The 24,988-nt window shown below is 72.4% G+C and carries 20 protein-coding genes and 1 pseudogene; 3 read left to right on the forward strand and 18 right to left on the reverse strand.

Features of this window, described 5'->3' with window-relative positions; genetic code table 11:
- Window positions 1–29: 29 nt before the first annotated feature.
- From ACIBO8_RS21640 to ACIBO8_RS21665, 6 genes are all read right to left on the reverse strand, one after another.
- Window positions 30–2,264: a (Fe-S)-binding protein gene (locus tag ACIBO8_RS21640; protein ID WP_396117069.1), complete on the reverse strand. Its 2,235-nt coding sequence runs from the start codon at window positions 2,262–2,264 to the stop codon at window positions 30–32.
- A 22-nt stretch (window positions 2,265–2,286) separates the two neighbouring features.
- On the reverse strand, window positions 2,287–3,261 hold the full coding sequence (locus ACIBO8_RS21645; RefSeq protein ID WP_396117070.1) for an electron transfer flavoprotein subunit alpha/FixB family protein: 975 nt from the start codon (window positions 3,259–3,261) through the stop codon (window positions 2,287–2,289).
- A gap of 27 nt (window positions 3,262–3,288) precedes the next feature.
- Window positions 3,289–4,056, reverse strand: a complete 768-nt coding sequence (locus ACIBO8_RS21650; RefSeq protein ID WP_396117071.1) for an electron transfer flavoprotein subunit beta/FixA family protein — start codon at window positions 4,054–4,056, stop codon at window positions 3,289–3,291.
- A gap of 69 nt (window positions 4,057–4,125) precedes the next feature.
- Window positions 4,126–5,574 carry a Re/Si-specific NAD(P)(+) transhydrogenase subunit beta gene (gene pntB / locus ACIBO8_RS21655; protein ID WP_396117072.1) on the reverse strand — a complete coding sequence of 483 codons (1,449 nt, stop codon included), beginning with the start codon at window positions 5,572–5,574 and terminating at the stop codon, window positions 4,126–4,128.
- Window positions 5,575–5,578: 4 nt separating this feature from the next.
- Window positions 5,579–7,102 carry a Re/Si-specific NAD(P)(+) transhydrogenase subunit alpha gene (locus tag ACIBO8_RS21660; protein ID WP_396117073.1) on the reverse strand — a complete coding sequence of 508 codons (1,524 nt, stop codon included), beginning with the start codon at window positions 7,100–7,102 and terminating at the stop codon, window positions 5,579–5,581.
- 159 nt (window positions 7,103–7,261) lie between these two features.
- Window positions 7,262–10,702, reverse strand: a complete 3,441-nt coding sequence (locus ACIBO8_RS21665; protein WP_396117074.1) for a BTAD domain-containing putative transcriptional regulator — start codon at window positions 10,700–10,702, stop codon at window positions 7,262–7,264.
- Window positions 10,703–10,825: 123 nt separating this feature from the next.
- On the opposite strand from ACIBO8_RS21665, the gene ACIBO8_RS21670 reads away from it, so the two are divergent.
- Window positions 10,826–11,152, forward strand: a complete 327-nt coding sequence (locus tag ACIBO8_RS21670; protein ID WP_396117075.1) for a hypothetical protein — start codon at window positions 10,826–10,828, stop codon at window positions 11,150–11,152.
- Window positions 11,153–11,243: 91 nt separating this feature from the next.
- On the opposite strand, the gene ACIBO8_RS21675 is transcribed toward ACIBO8_RS21670, so the two are convergent.
- Together ACIBO8_RS21675 and ACIBO8_RS21680 are read right to left on the reverse strand one after the other, a co-directional pair.
- Window positions 11,244–11,876 (reverse strand): hypothetical protein, encoded by a 633-nt coding sequence (locus ACIBO8_RS21675; RefSeq protein ID WP_396117076.1) that lies wholly within the window; start codon window positions 11,874–11,876, stop codon window positions 11,244–11,246.
- A gap of 64 nt (window positions 11,877–11,940) precedes the next feature.
- Window positions 11,941–12,837 carry a hypothetical protein gene (locus ACIBO8_RS21680; protein WP_396117078.1) on the reverse strand — a complete coding sequence of 299 codons (897 nt, stop codon included), beginning with the start codon at window positions 12,835–12,837 and terminating at the stop codon, window positions 11,941–11,943.
- A 190-nt stretch (window positions 12,838–13,027) separates the two neighbouring features.
- On the opposite strand from ACIBO8_RS21680, the gene ACIBO8_RS21685 reads away from it, so the two are divergent.
- Window positions 13,028–15,118: a glycoside hydrolase family 15 protein gene (locus ACIBO8_RS21685; protein ID WP_396117079.1), complete on the forward strand. Its 2,091-nt coding sequence runs from the start codon at window positions 13,028–13,030 to the stop codon at window positions 15,116–15,118.
- On the opposite strand, the gene ACIBO8_RS21690 is transcribed toward ACIBO8_RS21685, so the two are convergent.
- From ACIBO8_RS21690 to ACIBO8_RS21735, 10 genes are all read right to left on the reverse strand, one after another.
- Window positions 15,115–15,621, reverse strand: a complete 507-nt coding sequence (locus ACIBO8_RS21690) for a hypothetical protein (protein ID WP_396117080.1) — start codon at window positions 15,619–15,621, stop codon at window positions 15,115–15,117. The two genes, ACIBO8_RS21685 and ACIBO8_RS21690, sit on opposite strands and share 4 nt — an antisense overlap.
- Window positions 15,618–15,971: a hypothetical protein gene (locus ACIBO8_RS21695; protein ID WP_396117081.1), complete on the reverse strand. Its 354-nt coding sequence runs from the start codon at window positions 15,969–15,971 to the stop codon at window positions 15,618–15,620. The genes ACIBO8_RS21690 and ACIBO8_RS21695 overlap by 4 nt, the downstream gene beginning before the upstream one ends.
- 25 nt (window positions 15,972–15,996) lie before the next feature.
- Window positions 15,997–17,667 (reverse strand): sodium:solute symporter family protein, encoded by a 1,671-nt coding sequence (locus ACIBO8_RS21700; RefSeq protein ID WP_396117082.1) that lies wholly within the window; start codon window positions 17,665–17,667, stop codon window positions 15,997–15,999.
- Window positions 17,664–18,218: an inorganic diphosphatase gene (locus ACIBO8_RS21705; RefSeq protein ID WP_396117083.1), complete on the reverse strand. Its 555-nt coding sequence runs from the start codon at window positions 18,216–18,218 to the stop codon at window positions 17,664–17,666. Before ACIBO8_RS21705 ends, ACIBO8_RS21700 begins: the two co-directional genes overlap by 4 nt.
- A 5-nt stretch (window positions 18,219–18,223) precedes the next feature.
- Window positions 18,224–19,006, reverse strand: coding sequence for an HlyD family efflux transporter periplasmic adaptor subunit (locus tag ACIBO8_RS21710; protein WP_396117084.1), 783 nt, complete (start codon window positions 19,004–19,006; stop codon window positions 18,224–18,226).
- Window positions 19,007–19,017: 11 nt separating this feature from the next.
- Window positions 19,018–20,688, reverse strand: coding sequence for a glycosyltransferase family 2 protein (locus ACIBO8_RS21715; protein WP_396117085.1), 1,671 nt, complete (start codon window positions 20,686–20,688; stop codon window positions 19,018–19,020).
- Between the two features lie 54 nt (window positions 20,689–20,742).
- Window positions 20,743–21,705, reverse strand: coding sequence for a glycoside hydrolase family 16 protein (locus tag ACIBO8_RS21720; protein WP_396117086.1), 963 nt, complete (start codon window positions 21,703–21,705; stop codon window positions 20,743–20,745).
- A 117-nt stretch (window positions 21,706–21,822) separates the two neighbouring features.
- Complete coding sequence (locus ACIBO8_RS21725) at window positions 21,823–22,536, reverse strand: hypothetical protein (protein WP_396117087.1); 714 nt, start codon at window positions 22,534–22,536, stop codon at window positions 21,823–21,825.
- Window positions 22,537–22,608: 72 nt separating this feature from the next.
- Window positions 22,609–24,147 carry a diguanylate cyclase gene (locus ACIBO8_RS21730; RefSeq protein WP_396117088.1) on the reverse strand — a complete coding sequence of 513 codons (1,539 nt, stop codon included), beginning with the start codon at window positions 24,145–24,147 and terminating at the stop codon, window positions 22,609–22,611.
- Window positions 24,148–24,226: 79 nt separating this feature from the next.
- Complete coding sequence (locus ACIBO8_RS21735) at window positions 24,227–24,508, reverse strand: hypothetical protein (RefSeq protein WP_396117090.1); 282 nt, start codon at window positions 24,506–24,508, stop codon at window positions 24,227–24,229.
- 229 nt (window positions 24,509–24,737) lie between these two features.
- Between ACIBO8_RS21735 and ACIBO8_RS21740 the strand changes: the two are divergent.
- Window positions 24,738–24,988: pseudogene (locus tag ACIBO8_RS21740) on the forward strand (endoglucanase); the annotation flags it as partial.

Raw genomic sequence — 24,988 nt, forward strand, 5'->3', positions numbered from 1 at the left:
GCCTGCTGGCGGCCGTCACGAGCGACAGCTCACCGACGCTCACCGCGGTGCTGATCCTCGTGCTGGCCCTCGGCGGGCTGGCCACCGCGCGCTTCATGATCAAGGGACGGCCCCGCTACCGGCGACGCACCGTCCGCCACCGGCGCCTGTAGACCGTTGCCGCGTACCGACCGCAGCAGCAGCTCCGACACGTCCGTGACCCGTACGTCCTCCGCCGCCCGGCCCTGCTGCTTGCGGGTGGCGACGCCGTCGGTGAGCATGCTGATGCAGAACGGGCACGCCGCGGCCACCACGCTCGCCCCGGTCTCCAGCGCCTGGTCGGTGCGGGCTTCGTTGATGCGGGTGCCGAGCGGCTCCTCCATCCACATCCGGGCGCCGCCCGCCCCGCAGCAGAACGACGTCTCCCGGCTGCGGGCCATCTCGGTGAACTGCAGCCCCGGCACGCTGCCCAGCACTTCCCGGGGCGGGGAGAAGACGCGGTTGTGCCGCCCCAGGTAGCAGGGGTCGTGATAGGTGACCGCCGTGTCGACCGGGTGCACCGGGCGCAGCCGGCCGTCGGCCACGAGCCGGGACAGCAGCTGGGTGTGGTGCACGACCTCGTAGTCGCCGCCCAGCTGACTGTATTCGTTGCCGATCGTGTTGAAGCAGTGCGCGCAGGTCACCACGATCTTGCGTGCGCCGACCGCGTCGAAGGTCTCCACGTTCTGCCGCGCCAGCTCCTGGAACAGCAGCTCCTGGCCGAGCCGGCGGGCGGCGTCGCCCGTGCACGTCTCGCCGCTGCCCAGCACCATGAACTCGACGCCGGCCTCGTGCAGCAGCTGCGCCACGGCGCGGGTGGTGCGCTTGGCGTTCTCGTCCAGCGCACCCGCGCAGCCCACCCAGAAGAGGTATTCGACGTCGTCGGGCAGCCGTTCCTCGCCGCCGGCGCCGAAGACGCGGACCTCGAACGGCAGCCCGGCCGTCCACTCCAGCCGCGCCTTCCCGCCGCGGCCCCACGGATCGCCGGCCCGCTCGAGGTTGCGCAGCATCACGTTGGCTTCCCTGGGGAACTGCGACTCGATGAGCACCTGGTATCTCCGCATGTCGACGATGTGGTCGACGTGCTCGATGTCGACCGGGCACTGCTCGACGCACGCGCCGCAGGTCACGCACGACCACAGCACGTCGGGGTCGATGACCCCGCCCTCCGCCACCGGTGCGACGAGGGGCCGGGCCGCCTCCGCGAGGACGTCCTTGGGCAGCGCGTCACGCTCGGCGTCGGAGGTGGCCAGCAGGTACGGCGCCTTCGCCAGCGCGTGGTCGCGCAGACTCATGATGACCAGCTTCGGGTTGAGCGGCTTGTCGGTGTGCCAGGCGGGGCACTGGGACTGGCACCGGCCGCACTCCGTGCAGGAGCCGAAGTCCAGCATGCCCTTCCAGGTGAAGTCCTCGATCGCCCCCCGGCCGATCTTGTCGTCCTCGTCCGGGTCCTCGAAGTTCACGGGTACGCCGCCCGAGTACACCGGCAGCAGCGGGCCGAGCGCTCGCGGCCGGCGGGAGAACAGCACGTTGAGCGGCGCGAGTCCGATGTGCAGGTGCTTGGAGTGCACGACGATGACGAGGAAGGTCAGCACGGCGCCCAGCGAGGCCAGGATGCCGACCGTCTCCAGCACCTCGTTCGCGGACTGCCCGGCCGGCCGCAACAGCCGCCCGACCGCCTCCGAGGCGAACGCGCCGTCGGGGAAGGGGAAGTTGCCGGTGTTGACCTGCGCGCCGCGGTAGAGCAGGAGCGTCCACATCACGTTGAAGATCATGAAGAGCACGAGCCAGGCGGCGCCCAGGTGGGAGCCGAAGAACCGGGACCGGCGCCCGTCACGCTGCGGGCTGTGGCGCAGCCGGATCACCGCGAAGACGACCAGCGACAGGAGCACCGCCACGATGAAGAGGTCCTCGAGGAAGCCGAGCCAGGCCTGCGTACCGATGAGCGGGATGTGGAAGTCGGGGTCGAACAGCGCGCCGTAGCCCTCCACGATGGTCGCCCCGAGAATCACGAAGCCCCAGAACACGGCGAAGTGCGCCAGGCCGGGCACGCTCCACTTCAGCAGCTTCCGCTGGCCGAGCACCTCGGTCATGATCGCGCCCAGGCGAGGGCCGACGTCGGCGGTGCGCTCGGGCTCCACCGGCTGCCCGCTGCGGGCGATCCGGACCAGGGTGAGGATCCGCCGCCCGGCCAGCGCGAACGCGGCCGCGGTCAGCACCAGCCCGAGCACCAGTCGTATCGTCACGTCGTCTCCTCGCTGTGGCGGATCACCGGGTGGCCTTACGTCTGCTGATCTCGGCGAGCAACTCCGGCACGACCCGGTGGACGTCGCCCACCACGCCGAGGTCGGCCAGGTCGAAGATGGGCGCGGCCGGATTCCGGTCGATCGCCACGATCGTCTCGGCGTGCTGCATGGCGGCCCGGTGCCGTACCGAGCCGGAGATGCCGAGCGCCAGGTACAGGCGCGGGTGGACGATCGTGCCGACCTGGTCGATCTGGTCGCGCCGCGGGCACCAGCCGAGCTCGGTCGCGGTGTGCGACCCGCCGGCGGTGCCCCGCAGCGCCTCGGCCAGCGCCTCGACCAGGCCGAACGACTGCCGCGAGCCCAGCCCCCGGCCGCCGGCGACGACGACGGCCGCGGTGGCCAGGTCCGGCCTCGGCTCATCGCCGGCCGGCCGGCGGGCGATCCGGCGCACGGCGCGGACCTCGGGCGGGAAGCTGATCTCCACCCGCTCGACGACGGGCTCCACGGGCGCGGGCGCCGGCTCGACCGCGTCGGTCCGCACGGTGAACACCGGTACGCCGCGGGTCACGCCGGATTCCACCCGCCACGCGCCGAGCAGCGCCGACTGGACGCCGACCGGCCCCTCCGCGCCCATGCGCACGTCGACGACGTCACTGATGAGGCCGGAGCCGAGCCGCGCGGTCAGCCGGGCGGCCACCTCCTGGCCGAGCCGGTGGGACGAGACGAGGACGGCGGCGGGGGCCGTGCGGCGTACGAGGTGGGACAGCACCTCGATCCGGGCGGCGGCGGGATGGTCGTCGAGCTCGCCGCGGCTGATGGTCGCGACGGTGTCGGCCCCGAACCGGCCCAGCAGCGCGACGCCGGCCGTGTCCGGCGGGCCGCACAGGACGGCCATCGGCGAGCCGAGCCGGCGGGCGAGGGTCAGCAGCGCACAGGTCGAGCGGCACACGCTCCGGTCGGCCGCATTCCGGTCCACGAGCACCAGCACATGTCTCATGACCCCTCTTCACGGGTGACGCGACGGCTACAGGGACAGGTGGAGCGCCAGGAAGTCCGCCAGCCGGATGGCCGCGACGGTGGGGTCGTCGGCCAGCACGACGCGTGTCGTGCCGGCCGGCTGCGGCGTGACGGCACGGACGACCGTGGTGGGCCCGCTCTCCGCGATGCCCAGATCGGCCAGCGACCAGGTGTGGATCAGCTTGTGGCGGGCATCGAGCGTCGCCGTCAGCGTCGGCACCAAGGGCTCGGCGCAGCGCTCGGTCACCGAGACCACGGCGGGCAGCGCGGCGGCGTACGTCTGCAGCCCCGCGCCGTCGTCACGCCCGATCTCGACCTTGTGTTCGCGGACCCGCAGGATATCGGCGAAGCCGAGCATGGGGACCCCGAGCAGCTCGGCGACCATGGCCGGCACCGCGGACATGCCGGCGTCCGACGACGCCGAGCCGGACAGCACGAGGTCGAACTGGAGCCGGCCGGCGACGGCGGCCAGCACCCGCGCGGTGGCGAGCGCGTGGCTGCCGTGCAACCGTTCGTCGTGGACGTGGACCGCGTCGTCGGCGCCGAGGATCAGCGCCTTGCGCAGCGCCCCGGCAGCCGCGGCCGGGCCCATCGTCACCGCGGTGATGTGCACGTCGCGGCGCCGCCGGGCGATGCGCAGCGCCTGGTCGACCGCATACTCGTCGACCTCGTTGAGCTGACCGGGCCGGGCGGCGCGGTCCAGGGTGTGGTCGGCGCCGAACGTCAGCCCGCGCAGCGTGCAGGGCACATGTTTGACGAGGACCACGACTCGCATTGACGGAGTCTATCGATCAAAGCATTGATCACCATAGATTTTTCGACCCGGCCGCCGGCGCGCATCTCCTCAGCGGCGCGCTCCTGCCCCGGCCGCGGCGGTGACCGCGCTGAGGATGTCGTCCACCCGCTCCTTCGCGTCGCCGAAGAGCATCGCGCAGTTCTCCCGGAAGAACAGCGGGTTCTGCACGCCGGCGTACCCGGAGGCCATCGACCGCTTGAAGACGACGACGTCGTCCGCCTCCCAGACGGTGAGCACCGGCATGCCGGCGATCGGGCTGCCGGGGTCCTCGGTGGCCGCCGGGTTCACCGTGTCGTTGGCGCCGATCACCAGCACCACGGAGGTGCCGGCGAAGTCGTCGTTGATCTCGTCCATCTCGCACACGATGTCGTACGGCACCCGCGCCTCGGCCAGCAGCACGTTCATGTGGCCCGGCAGGCGGCCCGCCACCGGGTGGATGCCGAACCGGACGTTCACGCCGCGCTCGCGCAGCACCCGGGTGAGCTCGGCGACGCCGTGCTGCGCCTGGGCGACCGCCATCCCGTACCCGGGGGTGATGATCACCGAGTCGGCGTTGGTGAGCAGGTCGGCGACGCCCTCGGCGCTGATCTCCCGGTGCTCGCCGTAGTCCTTGTCGCCGGCCGGGCCGGCCTCGATGCCGAAGCCGCCGGCGATCACCGACAGGAAGGACCGGTTCATCGCCTTGCACATGACGTACGACAGGTACGCACCGGAGGAACCGACGAGCGCCCCGGTGACGATGAGCAGGTCGTTCTCGAGCAGGAAGCCGGCGGCCGCGGCGGCCCAGCCGGAGTAGCTGTTGAGCATCGACACCACCACCGGCATGTCGCCGCCCCCGATCGAGGCGACCAGGTGCCAGCCCAGCAGCAGCGCGACGACGGTCGCGACGATCAGCATCCAGAGCTGGGACGTCACCACGAAGCCGGCGGTGAGCCCGGCGAAGGCGGCGAGGGCGCCCAGGTTGAGGAGGTTCTTGCCCGGCAGGGTGAGCGGGCTCGACTTGATGCGGGCGGACAGCTTCAGGAACGCCACGATCGAGCCGGTGAAGGTGACCGCGCCGATGAAGACCCCGATGACCACCTCGGCGCCGTGGATGCCGAGCATCCCCTGACGGTCCAGCTGCAGGGCCTCGGTGCCGTGCGGGTGGGCCTCGACGTGCAGGTAGCCGTTCCAGCCGACCAGCACGGCGGCGAGGCCGACGAAGCTGTGCAGCAGGGCGATCAGTTCCGGCATGCCGGTCATCTCGACGCGGCGGGCCCGGTGCAGGCCGATCGCCGCGCCGATCAGAGTCGCCACGACCAGCAGGATCAGGCCCGTGCTGCTGATGTGCCGGGTGATCGCGAGGGCGATGGTGGCGCCCAGCGCGACGGCCATGCCGGCGATGCCGAACGAGTTGCCGGCCTTGGCGGTCTCGTGCTTCGACAGGCCGGCCAGCGCGAGGATGAAGAGCAGGGCGGCGACGATGTACGCCGCCTGAGCCGCGGTCTCGACGGTCATCAGATCAGCTCCTGGAGAACATGGCGAGCATGCGGCGGGTCACCGCGAAGCCACCGACGACGTTGATACTGGCCAGCAGGATCGCGACGAACGCCAGTCCGGTCACCAGGTTGCCGCCGTGCCCGAGCTGCAGCAGGGCGCCGACGACGATGATCCCGGAGATCGCGTTGGTGACCGACATCAGCGGCGTGTGCAGGGCGTGGTGCACGTGCCCGATGACGTAGTAGCCGATCACGATCGCCAGGGCGAAGACGGTGAGGTGACCGCGCAGCGTGGCCGGCGCCAGGGAGGTGAGCAGGAACAGCGCCGCGGCGCCGGCACCGACGAACGCCAGCTGCCGGCCGGGCCGCTTCTCCGCCGCGGCGGGTGCCGCGGGCGCGGCGGCCACCGCAGCGGCGGCCGGCGCGGCGGACACCGCGACCGGGGGTGGCGGCCAGGTCAGCTCGCCGTCGCGCACGATGGTCATCGAGCGCTGCACGACGTCGTCGAAGTCGAGCACGAGCTGCCCGTCCTTCTCGGGTGTCATCAGCTTCATCAGGTTCACCAGGTTGGTGCCGTACAGCTGGGAGGCCTGCGCCGGCAGCCGGCCGGGCAGGTCGGTGTAGCCGATGATGGTCACGCCGTTCGCGGTGACCACCACCTCGCCGGCGACGGTGCCCTCGACGTTGCCGCCGTTGGCCGCCGCCATGTCGACGATCACGCTGCCCGGCTTCATGCTCCCCACCATCGCCGCGGTGATCAGTCGCGGCGCCGGCCGGCCGGGGATCAGCGCGGTGGTGATGATGATGTCGACCTCGCCGGCCTGCGCGGCGTAGAGCCGGGCGGCGCGCTCGTTGTAGTCGTCGGACATCTCCTTGGCGTAGCCGGTCGACGACACCTCGACGTCGGCCGCCTCCACCGAGAGGTACTCGCCGCCGAGGGACCTGACCTGGTCGGCCACCTCGGGGCGGGGGTCGGTCGCCCGGACGATCGCACCCAGGCGACCCGCGGCGCCGATGGCCGCGAGGCCGGCCACGCCGGCCCCCGCGACCAGGACCTTCGCCGGCGGCACCTTGCCGGCGGCGGTCACCTGGCCGGTGAAGAACCGGCCGAAGGCGTGCGCGGCCTCGACGACGGCCCGGTAGCCGGCGATGTTGGCCATGGACGACAACACGTCCAGGGACTGGGCGCGGGAGATCCGCGGTACCGCGTCCATCGACAGAGCCGTGATGGGGCGGCGCGCCAGATCGTCGACGAGATCCTGGTCCAGGCGCGGGTTCAGCATCCCGATCAGCGTGGTGCCCGCACCGAGCCGGTCGAGCTGCCCGGCGGGGGGCGGGTTGATCGTGAAGAGGACATCCGCGGCAAGGGGGTCGCCGACGCTCGCCCCCGCGGTGGCGTAGGCCTCGTCGGAGAACGAGGAGCCGATGCCGGCACCGGCCTCCACCACGACGTCGTAGCCCAGCTTGACCAGCTCCGCCACGGTGGCGGGTGTCGCCGCGACGCGCCGCTCACCCGGATGGGGATCACGCGGTACACCGATGATCATCCTTGACTCCCCTGTTGACCTTGACCATGGAAACGTGGGGCACGAGCGGCCGGTTCAATGCCGCGGGCCATATTGTTACCCGCCAGTAGGGAGATTGGGGCGTCCGGGTCCGGATGTCGAGATACCGGACGGCCACTGTTGCGTCCACCGATCGCACGATCAGCAGGAACCGGCGCCTGCCACCTCAGACTCGGACGCGACCGCCGGCAGGTCAACCAGAGCGCGCTGGGCACGGGCGCCCAACAGGTGGGCACCGGAGCGCGCGAACCGGGCCCGGGCCCGGACGAGCGCGGCGCGTGCACCTTCGATGTCACCGATCGATGCCCGGGCGGAGCCCAGCGTCAGGTACGCCTGCCCGGCGCCGATCGGGTCCGCGGCGACCGCGAACGGCTGGAGCGCCGCCTCGGCGTACGTCGCCGCGGCGGCCGGGTCGGTGGGCAGGAGCGCGTACGCCCGGGCGAGCCGGGCCGAGCCGGTCCGCTTGGGCGAGTCGCCCGCCCCGGCCTCCGCCTGTGCCCGCTCGGCCCACGTCATCGCCTGCTCCGGTCGTCCGCGGGCGGCATCGGCCTGGGCGAGCAGGAGGAACCACGCGCTGCGGCTCAGGGGGTCGATGCGCCGGACGTCGAGCTCGGCCCCGTCGCCGAGCAGCGTGGTGACGCATCCGGCCGGATCGCCGGCGTGCAGCAGTGCCAGTGCGAGGGCGCCGGCCGCCGTACCGGCGAAGTAGCCGCTCCGGTTGCCGGCGACGGCGACCGCCTCCTTGCCCAGCCGCAGCCCGTGGTCGAGGTCGCCCTGCAGGACGGTGACGGTGCACTGGTACGCCAGCACGAGCGCGGTCAGCTCGTCCGTGTCGAGCAGCGCGGCCGCGTCCCGGGCGTCCTCCAGGCACCGGGCCGCCTCCGGCAGGTCGCCCAGCGCGCGATGGACGCAGGCGCGCAGGGCGTGGATCTGGCCGACGAGCGTCGTCTGCCCGCTCGAACGGGCGGTCTGCAGCGCGCGTTCGGCGTGCCGCTGCGCGTCGAACGGCCGGTCCTGGCACAGCTCGGCGGTGGCCAGCCAGGCGACTCCGTGCAGCAGCTGAGCGACCTCGGCGTCCGGCATCGCGTCCACGAGCGCGGCGGCCTCGGTCAGCCGGTTCCCGATGTCACCGCTCGCCCGGCCGGCCCGCTGATCCTCGAGCACGGAGGTGGCCAGGGCGGCGGCCAGCAGCGGGCGGTCCCCGGCCAGGCGCGCCGCCGCGACGGCCGACGCCGGCCGGTCCGGGTCGCGGCCTCCGCTGCCGTCGTCGTCGACGGTGGTGAAGTCGCTCGCGAGGCCGAGCAGCAGGGTCGCCGCGGCGCGGCCGGCGGTCGGGGGCAGCGCCGCGACCTCGGCCGCGAGCAGGGCGTTGGCTTCGGCGTGCCGCCCGAGCAGGCGTTCGATACCCGCGCACAGGGCGACCAGGGAAGCACGGGGCTCCGCGGCGGCAGCAGGCACCAGGTGGAGCAGGTCGTGCAGGGTCTGCCGGCTCTCCCGGAGCCTGCCGGTGACGGCGAGCGCGTGTGCCCGGGCGCTCAGCAGCTCCATGCGCGTTCCGGCGGCCGCCGCGGTGTCCGGCAGCAGCCGCATCGCCGTACCGAACCAGTGGCCGGCCACGCCGGGGTTGCTGTCGAGGAGGGCCGCGCCGGCCTGCCGCAGCACCTCCACGGCGCCCAGGTCACCGCGGGACGCGCACCGTTCGAGATGGTGCGCTTGCTCCGCGAGGGCGGCGCCGTGTTCCCGCAGGAATTCCGCCGCCCGCGCGTGGGCCGCCACCCGCCAGCCGGGGTCGGCGGACTCGTAGGTGGCCCGCCGCAGCAGCGGGTGCCGGAACTGGAACCGGTCGCGCAGCGGGGAAACGCGCAGTATGTCGTACGCCACCAGCCGATCCAGGGCGGCGAGGACCTCGTCGACGGGAAGTTCCGCCGTCCGCGCGACCAGCTCCGGCTCGGCCACCTCCGGAGCCAGCGCGGCAGCCCAGGCCACCCGCGCCTCGGCCGGGGTCAAGGCGTCGAGCTCGGCGGCCAGCGCGACCTGAACCTGCGTGGGCAGCGCATCGGGGGCACCGGCCCGGTCCGGGGCGACGCGAGACACGACGGCCCGCGCCAGCGCCTGGACGTAGAACGGGTTTCCGCCGCTCGCCTCGTACAGCTCGTGCCGGCGGGATCCGGACAGCCCCGCCGGCAGCAGCTCGCCGATGTCGGCCTCGGCGAGGGGGCCCAGCTCCAGGCTTCGGACGGTCCCGTCGGCGACGGCCCGCACCAGCCCCTGCCGCAGCCGGCCCGACAGTTGCCGCGGCCGGTACGACACGGCGAGCAGGACCGGCCCCGCGGGCGGATGCCGGAGCAGATGGTCGAGCAGCTCGGCGGAGCCCGGATCGGCCCAGTGCAGGTCGTCCAGAACGACCACCAGGCCCGACGAGCCGGCGACGGCTTCCAGGAACGTCCGGACCGCCCGATGGAGCCGGAACCGCTCACCGCCGAGCGCCGGCGCGACGGTGTCACCCGGGGGCCGGCCGGTCATCGGCAGGATCTCGTGCAGCAGCGCCAGGTCGTCGGCGGGCAGGCCCTGCGGCGTAGCGAGGTCGGCCAGCGCGTCGGTGATCACGGCGAAGGGGACGTGCTGCTCGTACTCGGCCGCGCGGCCCCAGGCGACGGTGCGGCCGCACCGCTGGGCGTGCCGGGCGAACTGCCGCAACAGGCTGGTCTTGCCGATGCCCGGGTCGCCGCTGATCGCGACCATCGGCGCGGCGTCGGGCCCTCCCGCGCCGAGCAGGTCCTCCAGCGCCGACAGCTCCCCGCCGCGGCCGACCAGCAGGCCGCCGACCGCGACCGGCGGCGGGGGCGGGGGCGCTAGGCCCGGGCTCTGACTCAGCACCGCCGCCTCCAGGTCCCGCAGCGCCGGGCCCGGGTCGATACCCAGCTCGGCGGCGAGCCGGGCCCGGACCTCCCGGAGCACCAGGAGGGCGTCGGCCTGCCGGCCCGACCGGTACAGCGCCAGCACCAGCCGTCCCTGCACCTCCTCGTCGAACGGGTGCTCCCGGGCCAGCTCATGCAGCTCCGGCAGCACGTCGGCGTGCTGACCGAGGGCCAGCCGGGCCTCGACCAGCAATCGGCGGGCATCCGACGCCAGCGCGGCGAGCCGGTCGGACTCCCCGCCCAGCCACGGCAGCTCCGCCACGTCCGCCAGGGGCCGCCCGCGCCACAGCGCCAGCGCCGACCGCAGCAGCTCCACGCGCCGCCCGGCATCGGCCGACCGCCGGGCTTCCCGGATCAGACCCTCGGCCACGGCGACGTCCGTGCCGCCAGGTCCGGGATCCAGCAGGTATCCGGGAGCGCGGGCGATGATCATTGCCGGGTCGCCCAGGGCCCGCCGCAGGTACGACACGTGGCTCTGCACCGTGTTCAGGGCGGTCGTGGCACCTTCGCCCCACACGGCCTCGACGAGCCGATCCGTACTCACGACCTCGCCGGCCCTGAGCGCGAGGACGGCCAGCACCGCCCTGCGCCGCAGGCCCGGAACCGGCAGCGCCGTCCCGTCCGCGCGGACGACCTCGACCGGCCCGAGCAGCCGAACCCGCATCCGTTCCTCCGCACCTGACCGTTTTCAGCCGCGCATCAGCGTGGTTGCAGGCCCGACCGGCACTGTCTCGGCGTCACCGTACACACGGGAGCAAAGAGCACGTCCACACCGTAGGAGAACGTCATGACACGCATCTTCACCACCGCGGGTACGCGGATCGGCATCGTCACCCTCGCCGCGTGCGGGGCGTTCGCCGTCCCGGCCTCGATCGCGGCATCGGCCGCCCCGCGCGCCGCGGCGCCCGGCGTCGCGTCCGTCGTCACCGCGGCGGCCGATGACTGCAGCAGCATCCAGGCGTCCATCGACGCGCTCGAGGTCCGGGTGCTCGTGCTGCAGGAGCGGCTGTCCGAGGCGGGGCCGGCGCAGAAGCCAGGCATCATCGCCCAGATCCGCAAGCTCGAGGCCCAGATCGCCCAGCTGCAACGAGACCTGGCCACCTGCACCGATTAGGTCACCCGGGACACGGCACGGGGGCGGGAATGCCGGCGGCCGCGGTGCTGAGGCCGCCGGCGCTCCCGGTCGTCAGGCGCCGCGCGGGCCGCTAGTCCTCGTTGTTCTGGGCGCGGCGCCGCTCGGCCAACTGCCATTCGAGCAGGTAGCGGCGTACCTGCTTGCCCTGGGACTCGGACAGCGTGTAGAGGACCACCACCTCGGCCTTGTCCTCGCAGGTCTTCTCCGGCTCGCGGGTGAGGAGCACGGTGCCGCTCACGTCCAGCGTCGCTTCGCCCAGCGTGACGCGCGCGCACACCGGGTCGCCCTCGACGAACTGCAGCTCCGTCACGAAGCAGCGCAGCGCGGCCTCACTGATGTCCTCGACCGTGGCGACCTGCCACTGCGTGTCATCCTCGTGGCGCAGGAGCGCTACTTCCCCGCCGCCGCCGCGGTAGAAGGTGCGGCGGGTGACCGGCTCCGGGTCGCTCACGATCCGCAGGCGCCACCGGCCCCCGGCAGGACGCAGCATCGCCGCTCGCACCCGGTAACGGTTCGGCGGGCGGTTCCACGAGATGTTCACCACGGCGTCCTCCGCCGGGGCGGCGATCGCCAGCTCCTCCGGGGGCGCGGACATGATCAGGAGGTCGTCCTCGAGCTCCTCGGCCCGGGACTCCCACTCGATGCCCTGGAACTCAGGGTTGATCATGGTGCCCACCGTCAGCTGCTTCGTGTTTCGTGGCACCGCACACCTCGCAGGTCGGAGCTGTCCTTGGAGGCCCACACCATCGTCCGCGAGGCGCCGTCCGTTAGCCGTCCTGGCCGGGATGTACGTCACTCCCGGCTCCCGCGACGTTCAGCAGGCCCGCCTCCACGACCGCGCGGCTGATCCGCCCGGCCAGCTCGACGAGCCGCGCGCAGCCGGCGCTGCCCAGCACCTCGTACGCCCCCACGGCCGACAGGTCGGTCCGCTCCTCGACCCACTGCCGCCGCTCCCGGCCGGTCGCGGTCAGCCCCGGCTCATCGCCGGCCTCGAGCAGCCCGCCGGAACGCAGGCGATCGGCGGCGGCGTCCCATTCGGCCGTGCTCCAGCCCCGCGTCCGCCGCAGGATCTCCGCCCCGACGGCCCCCGTCGCGGCGTGCAGGACGAGCGCCTCGATGCCCGAGAACCCGGCCAGGAGCAGGGCCGCCACGTGGCCGTCGCCCCGATACTCGCGGAGCAGCGTCTGCGCGTGCCAGAGGACGAGGTGCGGCTCGCCGGGCCAGGGCAGCGCCGCGGTGGCCGCGAACAGCGGACGTCCCTCGGGGTGCTCGCTCGCCGACTCGGCCGCCCGCCGGGCCAGGGCCGCCGCCTCGGCCAGCTCCGGCGAGGCGAGCAGGTCGGGGTCGCAGGCCCTGCGGAGGGCGGCGTCGGCCGCTTCGAGGCGGGCTCGCAGGACGTCCTCCGGCGCGGCGATCCGCCACGCGTCCGGGATGGCGGCCCGTACCAGCGCGGGGTTGAAGTTGAAGAACGTCGCGACGACCGCCTCCGCACCGACCGGCCCCAGCGCGGCCGCCCGGGAGGCGAAGTAGCCCATTCGTCCGCCCAGCCCGAGCGCGGCGTACCGCTGGTGGGCCTCCGGCGCGAAATAGATCATCCCGTGGACGGGTTCGGCGGCGCGCCAGGCCGTGCGGGCCACCGCCGGATCAAGCTCTGTCATAGTCATCGATCCATCTTGTCAAGATCCGAATATTGCCGCCTGTCTTCCCGCGCGGACGCTTTCGTACGGTTCCGGATGGCGTTGACCACCACGGTGATCCCGGCCGAGACGGCGCGGCAGGCACTCGCCTGAACGGATGCGATCACGTCTCCTCCGGTGTAGACCGGACGGGAGTCCCCCGCCGGAGGAGGTCGTGATGACGCCCGTCCTGCCCGCTCTGCCCGTGCTCCTGGTGGCCGCGCTCGGACTCACGCCCATGGCGCCGGCCACCGGGGCGGCCCCCGGTGCCCCCGGCGTCGATCAGCAGTATCTGCCGGCCGACAAGTCCGGTCTGCTGACGTCGCGGACGCGGGAGAGCCGGGTCTGGGCGACCGTGCAGCGCGAGGGCGGGCTGGGCGAGATCTTCTACCCGACCATCGGCGGGCCGAGTGCCCGGTCCCTCACCTTCGCGGTGACCTCCCGCGGCCGCCTCTCGACCGCGGCCGTACGCACCGAGCAGCTCGACGGCCTGCGTTTCCGCCAGAGCTTCGAGGGCGCCGGCTGGCACCTCACCGCCGACTACACCACCGACCCGGCCCGGTCGGCGGTCCTGGTCGACCTGACGTTCACGGCCCCGCGCGGCTTCGGGCTGTACGCGATCTACGACCCGGCGCTGGGCAACTCCCGTGGCGGCGACTCGGGCCGGACCTCCGGCGGGGCGCTCGTCGCCACGGACGGCGGGGTCTCGAGCGCGCTGGCCGGCCCCTTCGCGGCGACGTCCAGCGGGTTCGCCGGGGTCAGCGACGGGCCGACGGACCTGCGCGACGGGCGGATGGACTGGCACTACTCGTCGGCCGCGGCGGGCAACCTCGTGCAGACCGCGGCGTTGCGCGGGCGGCACACCACCGTCGCCCTCGCGTTCGCCGGCTCGGCCTCGGAGGCGCTCAGCACCGCCCGGCGGTCGCTGCGGGACGGCTTCCGGAGCGTCGCGCGCTCGTACGCGTACGGATGGAAGCACTATCTGGCCGGCCTGAGCGACCCACCGCGGGTCCTGCGCACCGCCGCGCAGCGGCAGCTCTTCCGCACCTCGGCGATGGTCCTCGCGGCGTCGGAGGACAAGATCCACCCGGGGGCGTACGTCGCGGCGCCGGCCTCACCCTGGGCATTCGGTACGGACGACCCGTCCGGCCCTTACCACCTGGTGTGGGCCCGCGACCTGTACCAGATCGCCACCGGCCTGATCGCCGCCGGTGACCGCGCCGGCGCCCACCGGGCGCTGACCTTCCTGTTCGATGTGCAGCAGAAGCCGGACGGCTCGTTCCCGCAGAATTCGCAGGTCGACGGCACACCGGTGTGGGGCGGCCTGCAGCTCGACGAGGTGGCGCTGCCCATCGTGCTGGCCTACCAGCTGGGTCGCACGGACACGTGGCCGCACGTCAAGCGGGCGGCCGACTTCCTGGTGTCGTACCCCGGCGCCCCGTTCACGCCGCAGGAACGCTGGGAGAACCAGTCGGGCTACTCCCCCAACACCATCGCCACGGCCATCGCCGGCCTGGTCTGCGCCGCGTCGATCGCGCGCACCCAGGGTGATCCGGCCTCGGCCCGGCGGTATCTCGCGACGGCCGACTCCTGGCGCGCCCGGCTCAAGTCGTGGACGGTCACGACCACCGGCCCGTACTCGGCCCGGCCCTACTTCCTGCGCCTGACCAAGGACGGCAAGCCCGACGCGGGCACCACCTACGCCATCGGCGACAGCGGGCCCACGGCCGTGGACCAGCGCACCGTGGTCGACCCCAGCTTCCTCGATCTGGTACGCCTCGGCGTGCTGCCGCCCTCCGACGCCGACGTGGTCACCACGCTGGCCGTGGTCGACACGCAGCTCGGCGTGGCAACCCCGCGCGGATTCTTCTGGCACCGGGCCTCGTTCGACGGCTTCGGCGAGCAGCTCGACGGCAGCCAGTGGGAGTACGACGAGCCCGGCGGTTCTCTGGTCTCCCGGGGCCGGGCGTGGCCGCTGCTCAGCGGCGAACGCGGCGAGTACGAGATCGCCGCCGGTGACCTGCGCGCGGCGTCGGCACGCCTCGCCTCGATGGCGCGGGCGGCCGGTCCGGGCGGCCAGCTTCCCGAGCAGGTCTGGGACCGTACGCCCCCCGCCGGGCAGGGTCGCCGCTTGCAGCCCGGCACGCCCACCTTCTCGGCGACGCCGCTGGCCTGGACGCACGCCCAGTACCTGCGGCTGGCCCGGGACCTGGCCGCCGGCCGGGTGGTCGAGCAGCCGGCCGCCGTCGCCGACCGCTACCTCGGCTAGCCCCCGCGCACCGCTGCCATGATCGCGCGGGAGGCGGCCAGGTCCACCAGGCCCAGCACCTCTTCACGGGTACGGCCGCGCTGGTCGTTCCACCGCGTCAGGTCCCGTACCCGTGCCATGCGCAGCTCGCGGGGAGCCGCCCAGGCGGCGATCCCGGCGCCGCCCAGCCCGCGTGACTCCTGCCAGGCGTCCCAGAGGTAGTCCAGCGCCGGACCCGCCTTGACCGCCGGGTCCCCGGGGCCGCCCTGCCGGGCCGCGTGGACCACGGCGCCGACCAGGCAGGCGGCGGGGGCGGGCCCGGAGACGAACCACCGGTTCTGGATCCAGCCCTGGGCGAGCACCGCGCGGGCGTCCTCCAGCACGCGGTACGCCTCGTCGGGCCGGCCGTGCCACGGCCGGGCTTGCGGCTCCGGCCGCTGGAAGACGCGGATCCGGTCCAGCAGCGATCGCCGCCGCCGGGCCGGCCGGCCGCGCGTACGGGTGCCGCCGATCGTCGGTGTCATCGGCCCTCCCCGGGCTCGCCGGGATGTTCGGGAACGGCTTCGAGGCCGTGGTGGCGCAGTTGTTCGGGCAGGTCCTCCTCGGTGACCTCGTGGCTGTGCAACAGCTGCGGCGGCCGCAGCAGCAGCCAGACGATGAAGACGGCGCCCAGGACGATCATGATCAGCCCCAGGATCAGCGCCAGGTTCATGCCGGCGGACTTGGCGATGTCGGCATCGCTCGCGGTCAGCCCGACGACGGTGACGATGATCCCGAAGATCAGGAACAGCGCGCCGGTGAAGGAACGGATGTCGAAGAGCTTCGCGAGGAGGTCGGTGCCCTGCTCGCCCGCTCTTCCCTCCGGTGACGTCATGCGGAACCTCCTCAGGTCCGGCGGGTCAGAAGGCGTAGACGGCGGCGTACAGCCCGGCGTTGATGACGAGCACCCCGATCCCGAGCGCGACCGGGGACCGGTACCACGGACGGGCGGCGATGTCGGACGCGTCGCGGATCTCCATCCCGTACACCAGGCCGTGCAGTTCCTCGTCGGTCTTGCGGGCCTCCCGCAGCGAGGCCAGCACCATGGCCGCGGCGCCGGCGGCGAACGCCGCGATCGAGCCCCACATCGTCTCGTGCAGGTCGCTGCGGAACTGGAGCACGTCGAACTTGTAGAGCGCGTACACCACGACCGCCGTCACCGTTCCCACGAGAATGCCCCAGAAGCCGGCGCTCCGGGTCGCCCGCCGCCAGAACATGCCGATGATGAACGCGCAGAACAGCGGGACGTTGAAGAACGAGAACAGCGTCTGCAGATAGTTCGAGATGTTGCTGAATCCGGAGGCGATCAGGGCGGTGAGCACGGCGACGCCGACCCCGCCGACGGTCACCCAGCGGCCCACCACGAGGTAGTAGCGGTCGGGGCGTCCGGGCCGGATGTAGTCCTGCCACAGGTCGTAGGTGAACACCGCGTTGAAGCTGGACACGTTCGCGGCCATGCCGGCCATGAAGGCGGCCAGCAGGCCGGTCACCGCCACCCCGAGGACACCCGGCGGCAGGTACTTGTCCATCAGCGCCGGGATCGCGTCGTTGTACTCAAGTCCGCTGCCGGGGGTGCCGATCCCGGGCAGCAGGACGAGAGCCGCCATGCCGGGCAGGATGGTGATCAGGGGCACGAACGACTTGGGGTAGGCCCCGATGATGGGGGTGAGCCGGGCGGAGTTGCCGTCCCGGGCGGCCATCGCGCGCTGGACCTCGGCGAAGTTCGTCGTCCAGTAGCCGAACGACAGGCAGAAGGCCAGGCCGAGGATGATGCCGATCCAGTCGCCGACGGGGTTGGCGCCGCCGACGCCCGTACCCGTCCAGGGTTCGACGAAGGCCTTCCCGTGCTCCGAGCCCAGCTTGGCGAACAGCTCGCTGAGGCCGCCGGTCTCCTTGATCGCGATGATCGTCAGCGGGACCATCCCGATGAGTACGACGAAGAACTGCATGACCTCGTTGTAGATAGCGCTGGTCAGCCCGCCCAGGAGGATGTAGGAGAGGACGAAGGCGGCGGACAGGATGATGGCGAAGATGAGCGGGATGCCGAGCAGCGCCTCGAGCACGATCGACAGCGCGTAGAGGTTCACGCCGGCGATGAGCATGCTCCCCACGACGAAGGTGATCGCGTTGATCAGGTGAGCCTTCGGGTCGAACCGCAACCGCAGGTACTCGGGGACGCTGCGCACCTTGGAGCCGTAGTAGAAGGGCATCATGACGATGCCCAGGAACACCATGGCGGGAATGGCGCCGATCCAGAAGTAGTGCACCATCGCCGCGCCGTACTGGGCACCGCTGGCCGACTGCCCGAGCAGCTCCACCGCGCCGATGTTGGCGGAGATGAAGCCGATCCCGGTGACCCACGCCGGCAGCGAACGGCCGGAGAGGAAGAAGTCCAGCGACGACTTGACCGCGCGTCGCAGGGCGAAACCGATGCCCAGGACGAAGGTGAAGTAGATCGCCATCAGCACCAGGTCCACCGGGCTGAGGTCCAGGCTGAGGGCGCTGCCGCCGTCCGCCGCGGAGAAGGTCATGGCGTCTCCCCCCAGGCCGGGTCCAGGTCGACCACCCCGGCGGGGTCGACCACCGCGGTGGCGGTGCGGGTCCGGGCCCGCTCGAAGGAGCGGAGGATCTCAGCCTCGGCCTCGACCCGGCCGACCCACGGCTCGTCGTCGATATCCACGCGCTTGCCGGGCTCCACCGCCTTGTACACCTCGAAGAAATGCTTGATCTCGAGCAGCAGGAAACGGTCCAGATCCGTGACGTCGTGCAGGTGGGCCAGCCGGTGGTCGGCGGCCGGTACGCACAGCACCTTGGGCGTCGGGCCCTGCTCGTCGCGCATCAGGAACAGCCCGATCGCCCGGCTCAGGACGAGGCAGCCGGGGAAGGTGGGCTCCTGGACGAGCACCAGGGCGTCGAGCGGGGTGCCGTCGGCGGCCAGGGTGTCCTCGATGAAGCCGTAGTCGGCCGGGTACTGGGTGGCGGTGAACAGCGTGCGGTCCAGGTGGATCCGGTGCGTGCGGACGTCCACCTCGTACTTGTTGCGGGTGCCGCGGGGAATCTCCACGGTGACGTCGAAGTCCATGGTCCTCACCTCCCCAGCGACACGAGACGCGCGGTTCCCGGAACGCCGGTGCGGGTGTCGACGTAGCCGGTGAAGCGAAGTCCCGGCACCAGCCCCCGGACGTCCTCGGCGGTGGCCGGCACCAGCACGACGGTCATCGCGCGAGGGTTGTCGTTCGCCGTCGTCCCCGGGGTGCCGACGCGCGGAACGACACGCTGGACGACGGCTCGCACCGTACGCGTGATGCCTTCGGTCTCGAGCGTGGCCCGCATGCCCGGGGCGATGTCGGGCAGATCCTCGAGCGGCACCCTGGTCTCGAAGCGCAGCTGCGCCGGGTCGTAGAGCTGCACGAACGGCTGGCCGGGCCCGATCGTGCTGCCCACGGTGACCGGCAGGTCGACGACGATGCCCGCCCGTGGAGCGGTCACGTCCACCTTGGTGGTCTTCGGGTCACCGTTCGAGTCGGTGGTGACGACCTCGATCGTGCCCAGCTTCTGGTCGGCGGAGACCCGCTGCTGCGCCGTGATCGACACCGCGGTGACCTGACCGGTCTGCGACACCTCCACCGGGATCGGCTGGGCGGTGAGCGTGATCGTGCCCAGGTCGATGTGCGCCGCGTCGGTGGCGCGGTCCGTGCTGATCCGCAGGAAGAGCGCGACGGCGGCGGCGAGCAGGACGAGCACGACGAGCCGCGCACGCCATTTCCGCAGCCCGCCGCGGGCCGGCCGGGACGCCGGCGGCGCCGGCGCCTGGGGCGCCTCGATGGGATCGGCGCTGTCCTGTGGACTCGTTCCCGTCGGTTGCACCATGACGACTCCCTTCAGGCGGACCGGGACGGCGGGGCAGGCGCGGCGGCGGACTCCACGGCCGCGTTGACGATCTCGTCGTTGGCGTCCGACCGGGCCGGCCACGGCAGCGCACGGGCCAGCTTCGCCCCCGCCTTGCGGCGCTCGAGGCGCTGCCGGATGACGTGGGGTGCGATGACCGCTTCGGCGACGACCCGGCCCAGCACCACCACGTAGATCACGGCCCAGCCGATGGACAGGCCCACGGCCGCGACATCCGTCCCGCGCAGCGGCAGCATGCTGAGGCCGACGGCGACCGCCACCGCGTTCAGCAGCAGCAGCGCGACGTGCGGCAGGACGAGCTCGACGCCGGGCAGCCCGGTGGGGCCGGCGTTGGTGACGGTCCAGCGCACCTTGCGCTTGAAGATCGCCATGATCAGGGCCTTCACGTGCACCGGTGCGGCGCCGATGCTGGTCACGATCGCGGCCGGCTTGAACCCGCCCAGCTGCATCACCGTCACCAGGACGATGAGCAGGTAGAACGGTGCGTAGTGGACGATCCACGTGCTGATGTCCGACCGGATCGGGCTCAGGCCGAACAGCAGGTAGACGGCCGGCAGGCACATCAGGATCAGCGCCGCCAGCGAGAGCAGATAATTGACGCCGGCGAGCAGATACTGGAAGCGCTGGTCGACGGTCAGGCCCTTGCGGCGGAACAGGCCGCCGCGCAACATGACCTCGAAGGCACCGTACGCCCACCGGAACTGCTGCTTGAAGTACGACAGCAGGCTGTCCGGGGCGAGCCCCCGCGCGAGCACCTCGGGGATGAACCACGAGCGCCAGCCCCTGCGATGCAGCTCGATCGACGTCCAGATGTCCTCGGAGTTGCTGGCGACGTACATGCCGCCGATCTGTTCGAGCGCGGCACGCCGGAAGATGACGTTCGTGCCCACGCAGAACACGGCGTTGAAGTAGTTCCGTCCCGGCAGCACCAGCTCGTAGAAGATCTTCTGCGACTCCGCCGAACCCTCGGCGACCAGCCCGCGCGCGCTCGGGAATGCCTGCGGCGTCTGCACGAACGCGACACCGCGGTCCTGCATGTGGGGCAACGCGCGCACCAGGAAATCGGGGCTCGGCACATGGTCGGCGTCCAGGATCACCACGAACTCGCCATCGGTACGGCGGAGAGCAGAGTTGATGTTGCCGGCCTTGGCGTGCAGGTGCTCCTTGCGACGCAGGTAGCCGACCCCCTCGCGGGCAGCGGCATCGCGCACCTCGTCGCTGTCCCCGTCGTCGAGCACCCAGGTCCGGTGCTCGACCGCCATGTCGCGGGCGGCCCGGATGGTCACCAGCACGATGTCGAGCGGTTCGCCGTAGACGGTGATGAACACGTCGATCGTGGGCTTGAGCTCACCGGACAGCAGCCGGCGACGCCACGCGTACACCTCGGGCGGATCGGGCTGCGGCGTGTGGACCAGGACCGTCCACCACATCGCCAGCGCGTTGAAGATCGTGATCCCCTCGGCGAACAGCACCAGGCACCACACCCACGTGGTTCCGCGGTACGCCGGGTTGAGCAGGAAGACCATGTAGAAGAGCGTCACGCCCAGGGCCAGGAACACGGCGACCCTGGTGGACCGTTGCATCGGCCGCCAGTCCATGTCGTCGGGGGTCCGGGCCTGAGGCATCGCAGAATCGACGGCCATCGGCGCCACCTTCCTCGGTCGCTCCCCCGTTCAGTCATGGATGTTTGTCGAACGTCAGCCGGCGCCCGGGGTGCTCAGTACCGCGACCCGATCGACCAGCATCGGCACACCCGGCTTGGTCGCCGGCGTAGGCCCCCCACCGAACGGCGCGGGGAACGAACCCCCCATGGCGACGTTCAGGATGACGAAGAATCCGTGGTGGTTCGCCGCCGACCAGGTCGCCGGGTCCACCCGGTCCGCGCGAACGGTGAACGTGTTCCTGCCGTCCACGTACCAGCGCAGCTCCTCAGGGCTGACACTGCGGTCGAACTCGATCGCGTACGTGTGGAAAGCGGCCCTGCACCCGGAACAGGGAAGCTCGCCGCTGCCCAGCCCGGTGGTCTCCTGGCACGGGCCACCGACGGGCGTACCGCAGTGCAGCGTGTGCCACACGGAGTCCCGCCCGTTGACGTTCTCCATGATGTCCCACTCCCCGATGTGCGGCCAGTTGGTCGCACCCACCGGCCGGGCCGGCGCGCCCAGCGCCCAGAACGCGGCCCAATAGCCCGCCGCCTGCGCCCCGGTCACGTCCGGCATGCGCAGCGAGGCCTCGATGCGCACCGCACCACCCGCGGCAGCGGCGAAGTCCGTCCGCCGCGTCTCCACCCGCCCGGACGTCCACCGGCCGACACCACCGCCCGCCCGCAACGGCAGGATGGCGAGATGCCCGGCCCCGTCGAGATGAACGTTGGCGGCATCGCCGGTCATCGTCTCGACCTCGCCGGTGCCCCACTGCCGCGCGCCGCCGGGATAGCCGATACCGGTGCTGAGGAGCCAGTCCTTGCCGGACGGCAGGCTCCCCGCGGCGCCGTCGAAGTCGTCGCTCCACACGAGCCGCCAGGCCGGCCCCGTGCTCGCGCTCGAGGGTTGCGGCACGTCGGGGGTGCGGTCGGTACAGGCGCTCAGGGTCATGACCAGGGCCACGACGAGAGCCCCGGCCGTACGCCGGCGCCCGGAGCGGGGTTTCGGCTGACCCATGTGCGGCCTCCCTCGGCCGTCATCAGCATCGATGGATCCACACTACGACCTATGCCCCGCGTTGCGCCTCCTGAGTGGATAAGATCGTTTCGCACCGCCCGGCGACGGCGCGAAGGGTCAGAGCCCCTCGAGGCACCCGCCGGACGTTCCGACCGCGCGAAGACCGGCCAGGTCCCCCGCGCCCCAGGATGCGGCCTCCCCCGTCAGGCGGGGGTACATGATCTCGTGAGGGTCGTCGATCAGCGGGTGGGCCAGGCCGACGGCGTGGCCGAGCTCGTGCAGCAGGAGCCGGCCGGTCGTTCCCCCGGGCGCCGCGCCGAAGCCGCGAGGCATGGAGCCGGTCTTCGTCGCGTCGAGGACGACCATGCCCTTGGCGATGATGAGAGCATCTGCGCCCGACCCGGTTCGGACAGGCAGGTACATGGCGCCCCCGACACCGGCGATGTCGGCGGCCGCGGACAGCGAGGGGGTGCTGGTGCCCGGCACCGCCCAGGCGATGACGAGCCGGGTGTCCGGCGGATAGTTGCCCGGGTCCTGGCCGGGTACGACGGTCGTGGTGCCGGCGTAGCGGAACGTCAGGCCGGTGCCCTGGGAGATCCGGGCTACGGCCGTCTTGACCTCGGCCAGCGAGCCCCGGGGCGCCCGGGCCGGGTTGACGCGGTAGGTGATCTCCTCGCAGGGGTTCCAGCGCGCGACGAGATCATGGCCGCTGCGCCGGCTGAGGAACGCGTACGCGCCGGGGTTGCCGGCGGGATGCGCCGTACCGGACTGCGACAGCAGGGGAACGGTGACGGCGGCGGCCATCAGGCAACGCAGGGCACGAGCGAGCACGACGATCCGATCTGGCGAGGGGATCTCCTCATCGGCTCCGGCGGGGCCGGCACGAGCCGACGTGTCAGTGACTTAGTGCACCACCGGCACCGGGGTGGCGAGCACGGTCAGGTTCCGGCCCGCGGCCTTGGCCTTGTAGAGGGCCCGGTCGGCCTCGGCCACGAGGGCGAGCGCGTCTCCGGGAACGGTGCCGGGAACCCACTGGGACACCGCCACGCCGAGGGAGGCGGTCACCGTGACCGCGGGGTGCTGGGGCAGCGGGATGGGGCCGGCGGCCAGGCGGGTACGGACCCGCTCGGCGATCTCCATCGCCTCCGGTGCGGCGGTGTCGGGCAGCAGGACGACGAATTCCTCGCCGCCGTAACGCGCGAGGAGATCGGTGGCGCGGATCGCGCGGCGGATACGTTCGGCGGCGTGCACCAGCACCGCGTCGCCGGCCGGGTGCCCGTACGTGTCGTTGATCTGTTTGAAGTGGTCCAGGTCGACCACCACGACGCTCAGCGGGCGCCCCGTGAGGGCGGCGCGCTCCGCCTCGGCCCTGAGCATCTCGGTGTGGTGACGGCGGTTGTACAGGCCGGTCAGGCCGTCGGTCACGGCCAGGCGCTGCTGCTCGGCCACGGCCGCCTGCAGCTGCCGTGCCAGGCGCGTACGGTCGGTCGCGAACAGGTACTGCCGCACGAGCACGGCGATCACCATGCCGCCGGTGGTCATCAGCGCCGCGACGCTGACGGTGTCCGTGCGGATCTTGTCGACGACCAGGCAGGTGAAGGTGGCGAGCGCCCCGAACCACGCCGGCAGGAGGGTGAGGTTGCGGTCCAGGGCTTGCGGGCGGGGTTCGCTCTCCCGGCTGCGCATCGCGGTCAGCCCGGCGAGGCTCGCCAGGACGGCGGAGGCCTGCCAGCCGACCGTGAGCCAGTCGTACACGTCGAAGCCACGGATGACGACCAGGTAGTTGTACCCGATGTCGCTGAGCACGAGCACGCCCACGGACCAGCCGACCAGGGCCGTCGAGCGGGGCAGGCCGCGGTGACCCGCGAAGCCGACCACCGCCAGGCAGGTGAGCAGCACCAGGTCGAGCAACGGGTACGCGGCGCTGACCAGCACCGCGGCATCCGGTGAGCCGGTCAGCTGCGGACTGAGCAGGAAGGTCCAGCCCAGCGCGCCGGCACCCAGCATGATCAGGAAGGCGTCGAGCAGCCCGCGCAGCTGCCGCAGCAGCCCCGCACCGCCGAAACCGACCAGGATCGCGGGTACGGCCAGCGCCGACGCGATCAGGTAGAACGCGTCCGCGGCGGAGGGCTGGGGAAGCTCCCCGTCCCCGAGGTAGGAGGAGCTGCTCCAGATCACCTCGCCGACCAGCTGGGCCGCGTACGAGGCGGCGAGCAGGCGCCACATCCCCGCGCCGCGGCCGCGCAGGCGCCGCGCCGCCACCACGCTCAGTACGGCGGAGCTCACGATCGGCACCAGGTACAGACCGTCGGTCACGAACCGTTCGAGGGCGGGTGAGCCTTTCGCCGCGCCGACCAGCACCGCGTAGCACAGCAGCCACCCCGCGCCGAGGCAGGCCGCCACCCGGCCGGTCACGACCCGGCGCGCAGCCTTCTCCCCCATGGCTACCACGATGGCCCCCCGAGCTATCAGAACGGGTGCAACGAGGCTGCTGGCCAGGGCGTTTCTCGTCGCCTCGCGGTCAGAACGGTGGCGGCCCGCTTCCGACGAAGGACATCAACACCTGCGTCGCGAGCAGCTTGCGGACCCGGGTGACGGCCACGGTGCCGGACCGGTCGTAGGGCAGCTCGAGTTGCAGGCCCTCGCCCGCGTTGCTGAGTTCCTCGGTGACCTCGTCGGGGCGGAACGTGCCGCCCCAGCCGTTGAGGCCCCCGCGCTGGTTCGTACTGAGAGAGGCCATGCCGGTGACGCACGCGCCGTCGGCGAGGAACAGTCTGGCAGGGCCCGAGTAGGTCGTCGTCATCGTCTTAACCGTAGCCGGTGCGCCGGCGAGCTGTTTCAGGGTGTGCATCGAACCGACATTTCTCAAGCCGGGCCTCACCCGGCCGATTCAAGCGCACACCGACCCGGGGTCCGTTTTCCGCACAACCGAGCGGCACCCGCACGGGCACCGGCGGCGCACCGCGGGTCCGTGAATCTTCTTCGTATGCCCGGCCGATGAGGCGGCCGGACAACTCGGGGGAGATCAGATTTTGCGTCGCTCGACCATTCGTAAGACGGTGCTGTCGCTGAGCGCGGTGTTCGCCGGTATCGGCGCCGCGCTCGCCGGACCGGCCGGGGCGCAGGCCGCCCCCGCCGCCCCCGCCGCGGCCGCCGGGGAATGTGTCACCGATGCCCGGCTGGTGCCCTCGTGTGGGGTGTTGTGGGGTGCCGCCGCGGGTGGTTTCACCGACGCGCCGCGAGACACCGCGCTCAAGGACTGGGAGAAGCTCAGCGGTCGCAC

The organism is Actinoplanes sp. NPDC049681, from assembly GCF_044465265.1.
GTDB lineage: Bacteria > Actinomycetota > Actinomycetes > Mycobacteriales > Micromonosporaceae > Actinoplanes.

Excerpts from the sequence above, each read along its gene's own strand:
- ACIBO8_RS21645 (WP_396117070.1), bottom strand. The coding sequence starts at position 3,261 with ATGAGACATGTGCTGGTGCTCGTGGACCGGAATGCGGCCGACCGGAGC.
- ACIBO8_RS21650 (WP_396117071.1), bottom strand. The coding sequence starts at position 4,056 with ATGCGAGTCGTGGTCCTCGTCAAACATGTGCCCTGCACGCTGCGCGGG.
- pntB (WP_396117072.1), bottom strand. The coding sequence starts at position 5,574 with ATGACCGTCGAGACCGCGGCTCAGGCGGCGTACATCGTCGCCGCCCTG.
- ACIBO8_RS21660 (WP_396117073.1), bottom strand. The coding sequence starts at position 7,102 with ATGATCATCGGTGTACCGCGTGATCCCCATCCGGGTGAGCGGCGCGTC.
- ACIBO8_RS21665 (WP_396117074.1), bottom strand. The coding sequence starts at position 10,702 with ATGCGGGTTCGGCTGCTCGGGCCGGTCGAGGTCGTCCGCGCGGACGGG.
- ACIBO8_RS21670 (WP_396117075.1), top strand. The coding sequence starts at position 10,826 with ATGACACGCATCTTCACCACCGCGGGTACGCGGATCGGCATCGTCACC.
- ACIBO8_RS21680 (WP_396117078.1), bottom strand. The coding sequence starts at position 12,837 with ATGACTATGACAGAGCTTGATCCGGCGGTGGCCCGCACGGCCTGGCGC.
- ACIBO8_RS21685 (WP_396117079.1), top strand. The coding sequence starts at position 13,028 with ATGACGCCCGTCCTGCCCGCTCTGCCCGTGCTCCTGGTGGCCGCGCTC.
- ACIBO8_RS21690 (WP_396117080.1), bottom strand. The coding sequence starts at position 15,621 with ATGACACCGACGATCGGCGGCACCCGTACGCGCGGCCGGCCGGCCCGG.
- ACIBO8_RS21695 (WP_396117081.1), bottom strand. The coding sequence starts at position 15,971 with ATGACGTCACCGGAGGGAAGAGCGGGCGAGCAGGGCACCGACCTCCTC.
- ACIBO8_RS21700 (WP_396117082.1), bottom strand. The coding sequence starts at position 17,667 with ATGACCTTCTCCGCGGCGGACGGCGGCAGCGCCCTCAGCCTGGACCTC.
- ACIBO8_RS21705 (WP_396117083.1), bottom strand. The coding sequence starts at position 18,218 with ATGGACTTCGACGTCACCGTGGAGATTCCCCGCGGCACCCGCAACAAG.
- ACIBO8_RS21710 (WP_396117084.1), bottom strand. The coding sequence starts at position 19,006 with ATGGTGCAACCGACGGGAACGAGTCCACAGGACAGCGCCGATCCCATC.
- ACIBO8_RS21715 (WP_396117085.1), bottom strand. The coding sequence starts at position 20,688 with ATGGCCGTCGATTCTGCGATGCCTCAGGCCCGGACCCCCGACGACATG.
- ACIBO8_RS21720 (WP_396117086.1), bottom strand. The coding sequence starts at position 21,705 with ATGGGTCAGCCGAAACCCCGCTCCGGGCGCCGGCGTACGGCCGGGGCT.
- ACIBO8_RS21730 (WP_396117088.1), bottom strand. The coding sequence starts at position 24,147 with ATGGGGGAGAAGGCTGCGCGCCGGGTCGTGACCGGCCGGGTGGCGGCC.
- ACIBO8_RS21735 (WP_396117090.1), bottom strand. The coding sequence starts at position 24,508 with ATGACGACGACCTACTCGGGCCCTGCCAGACTGTTCCTCGCCGACGGC.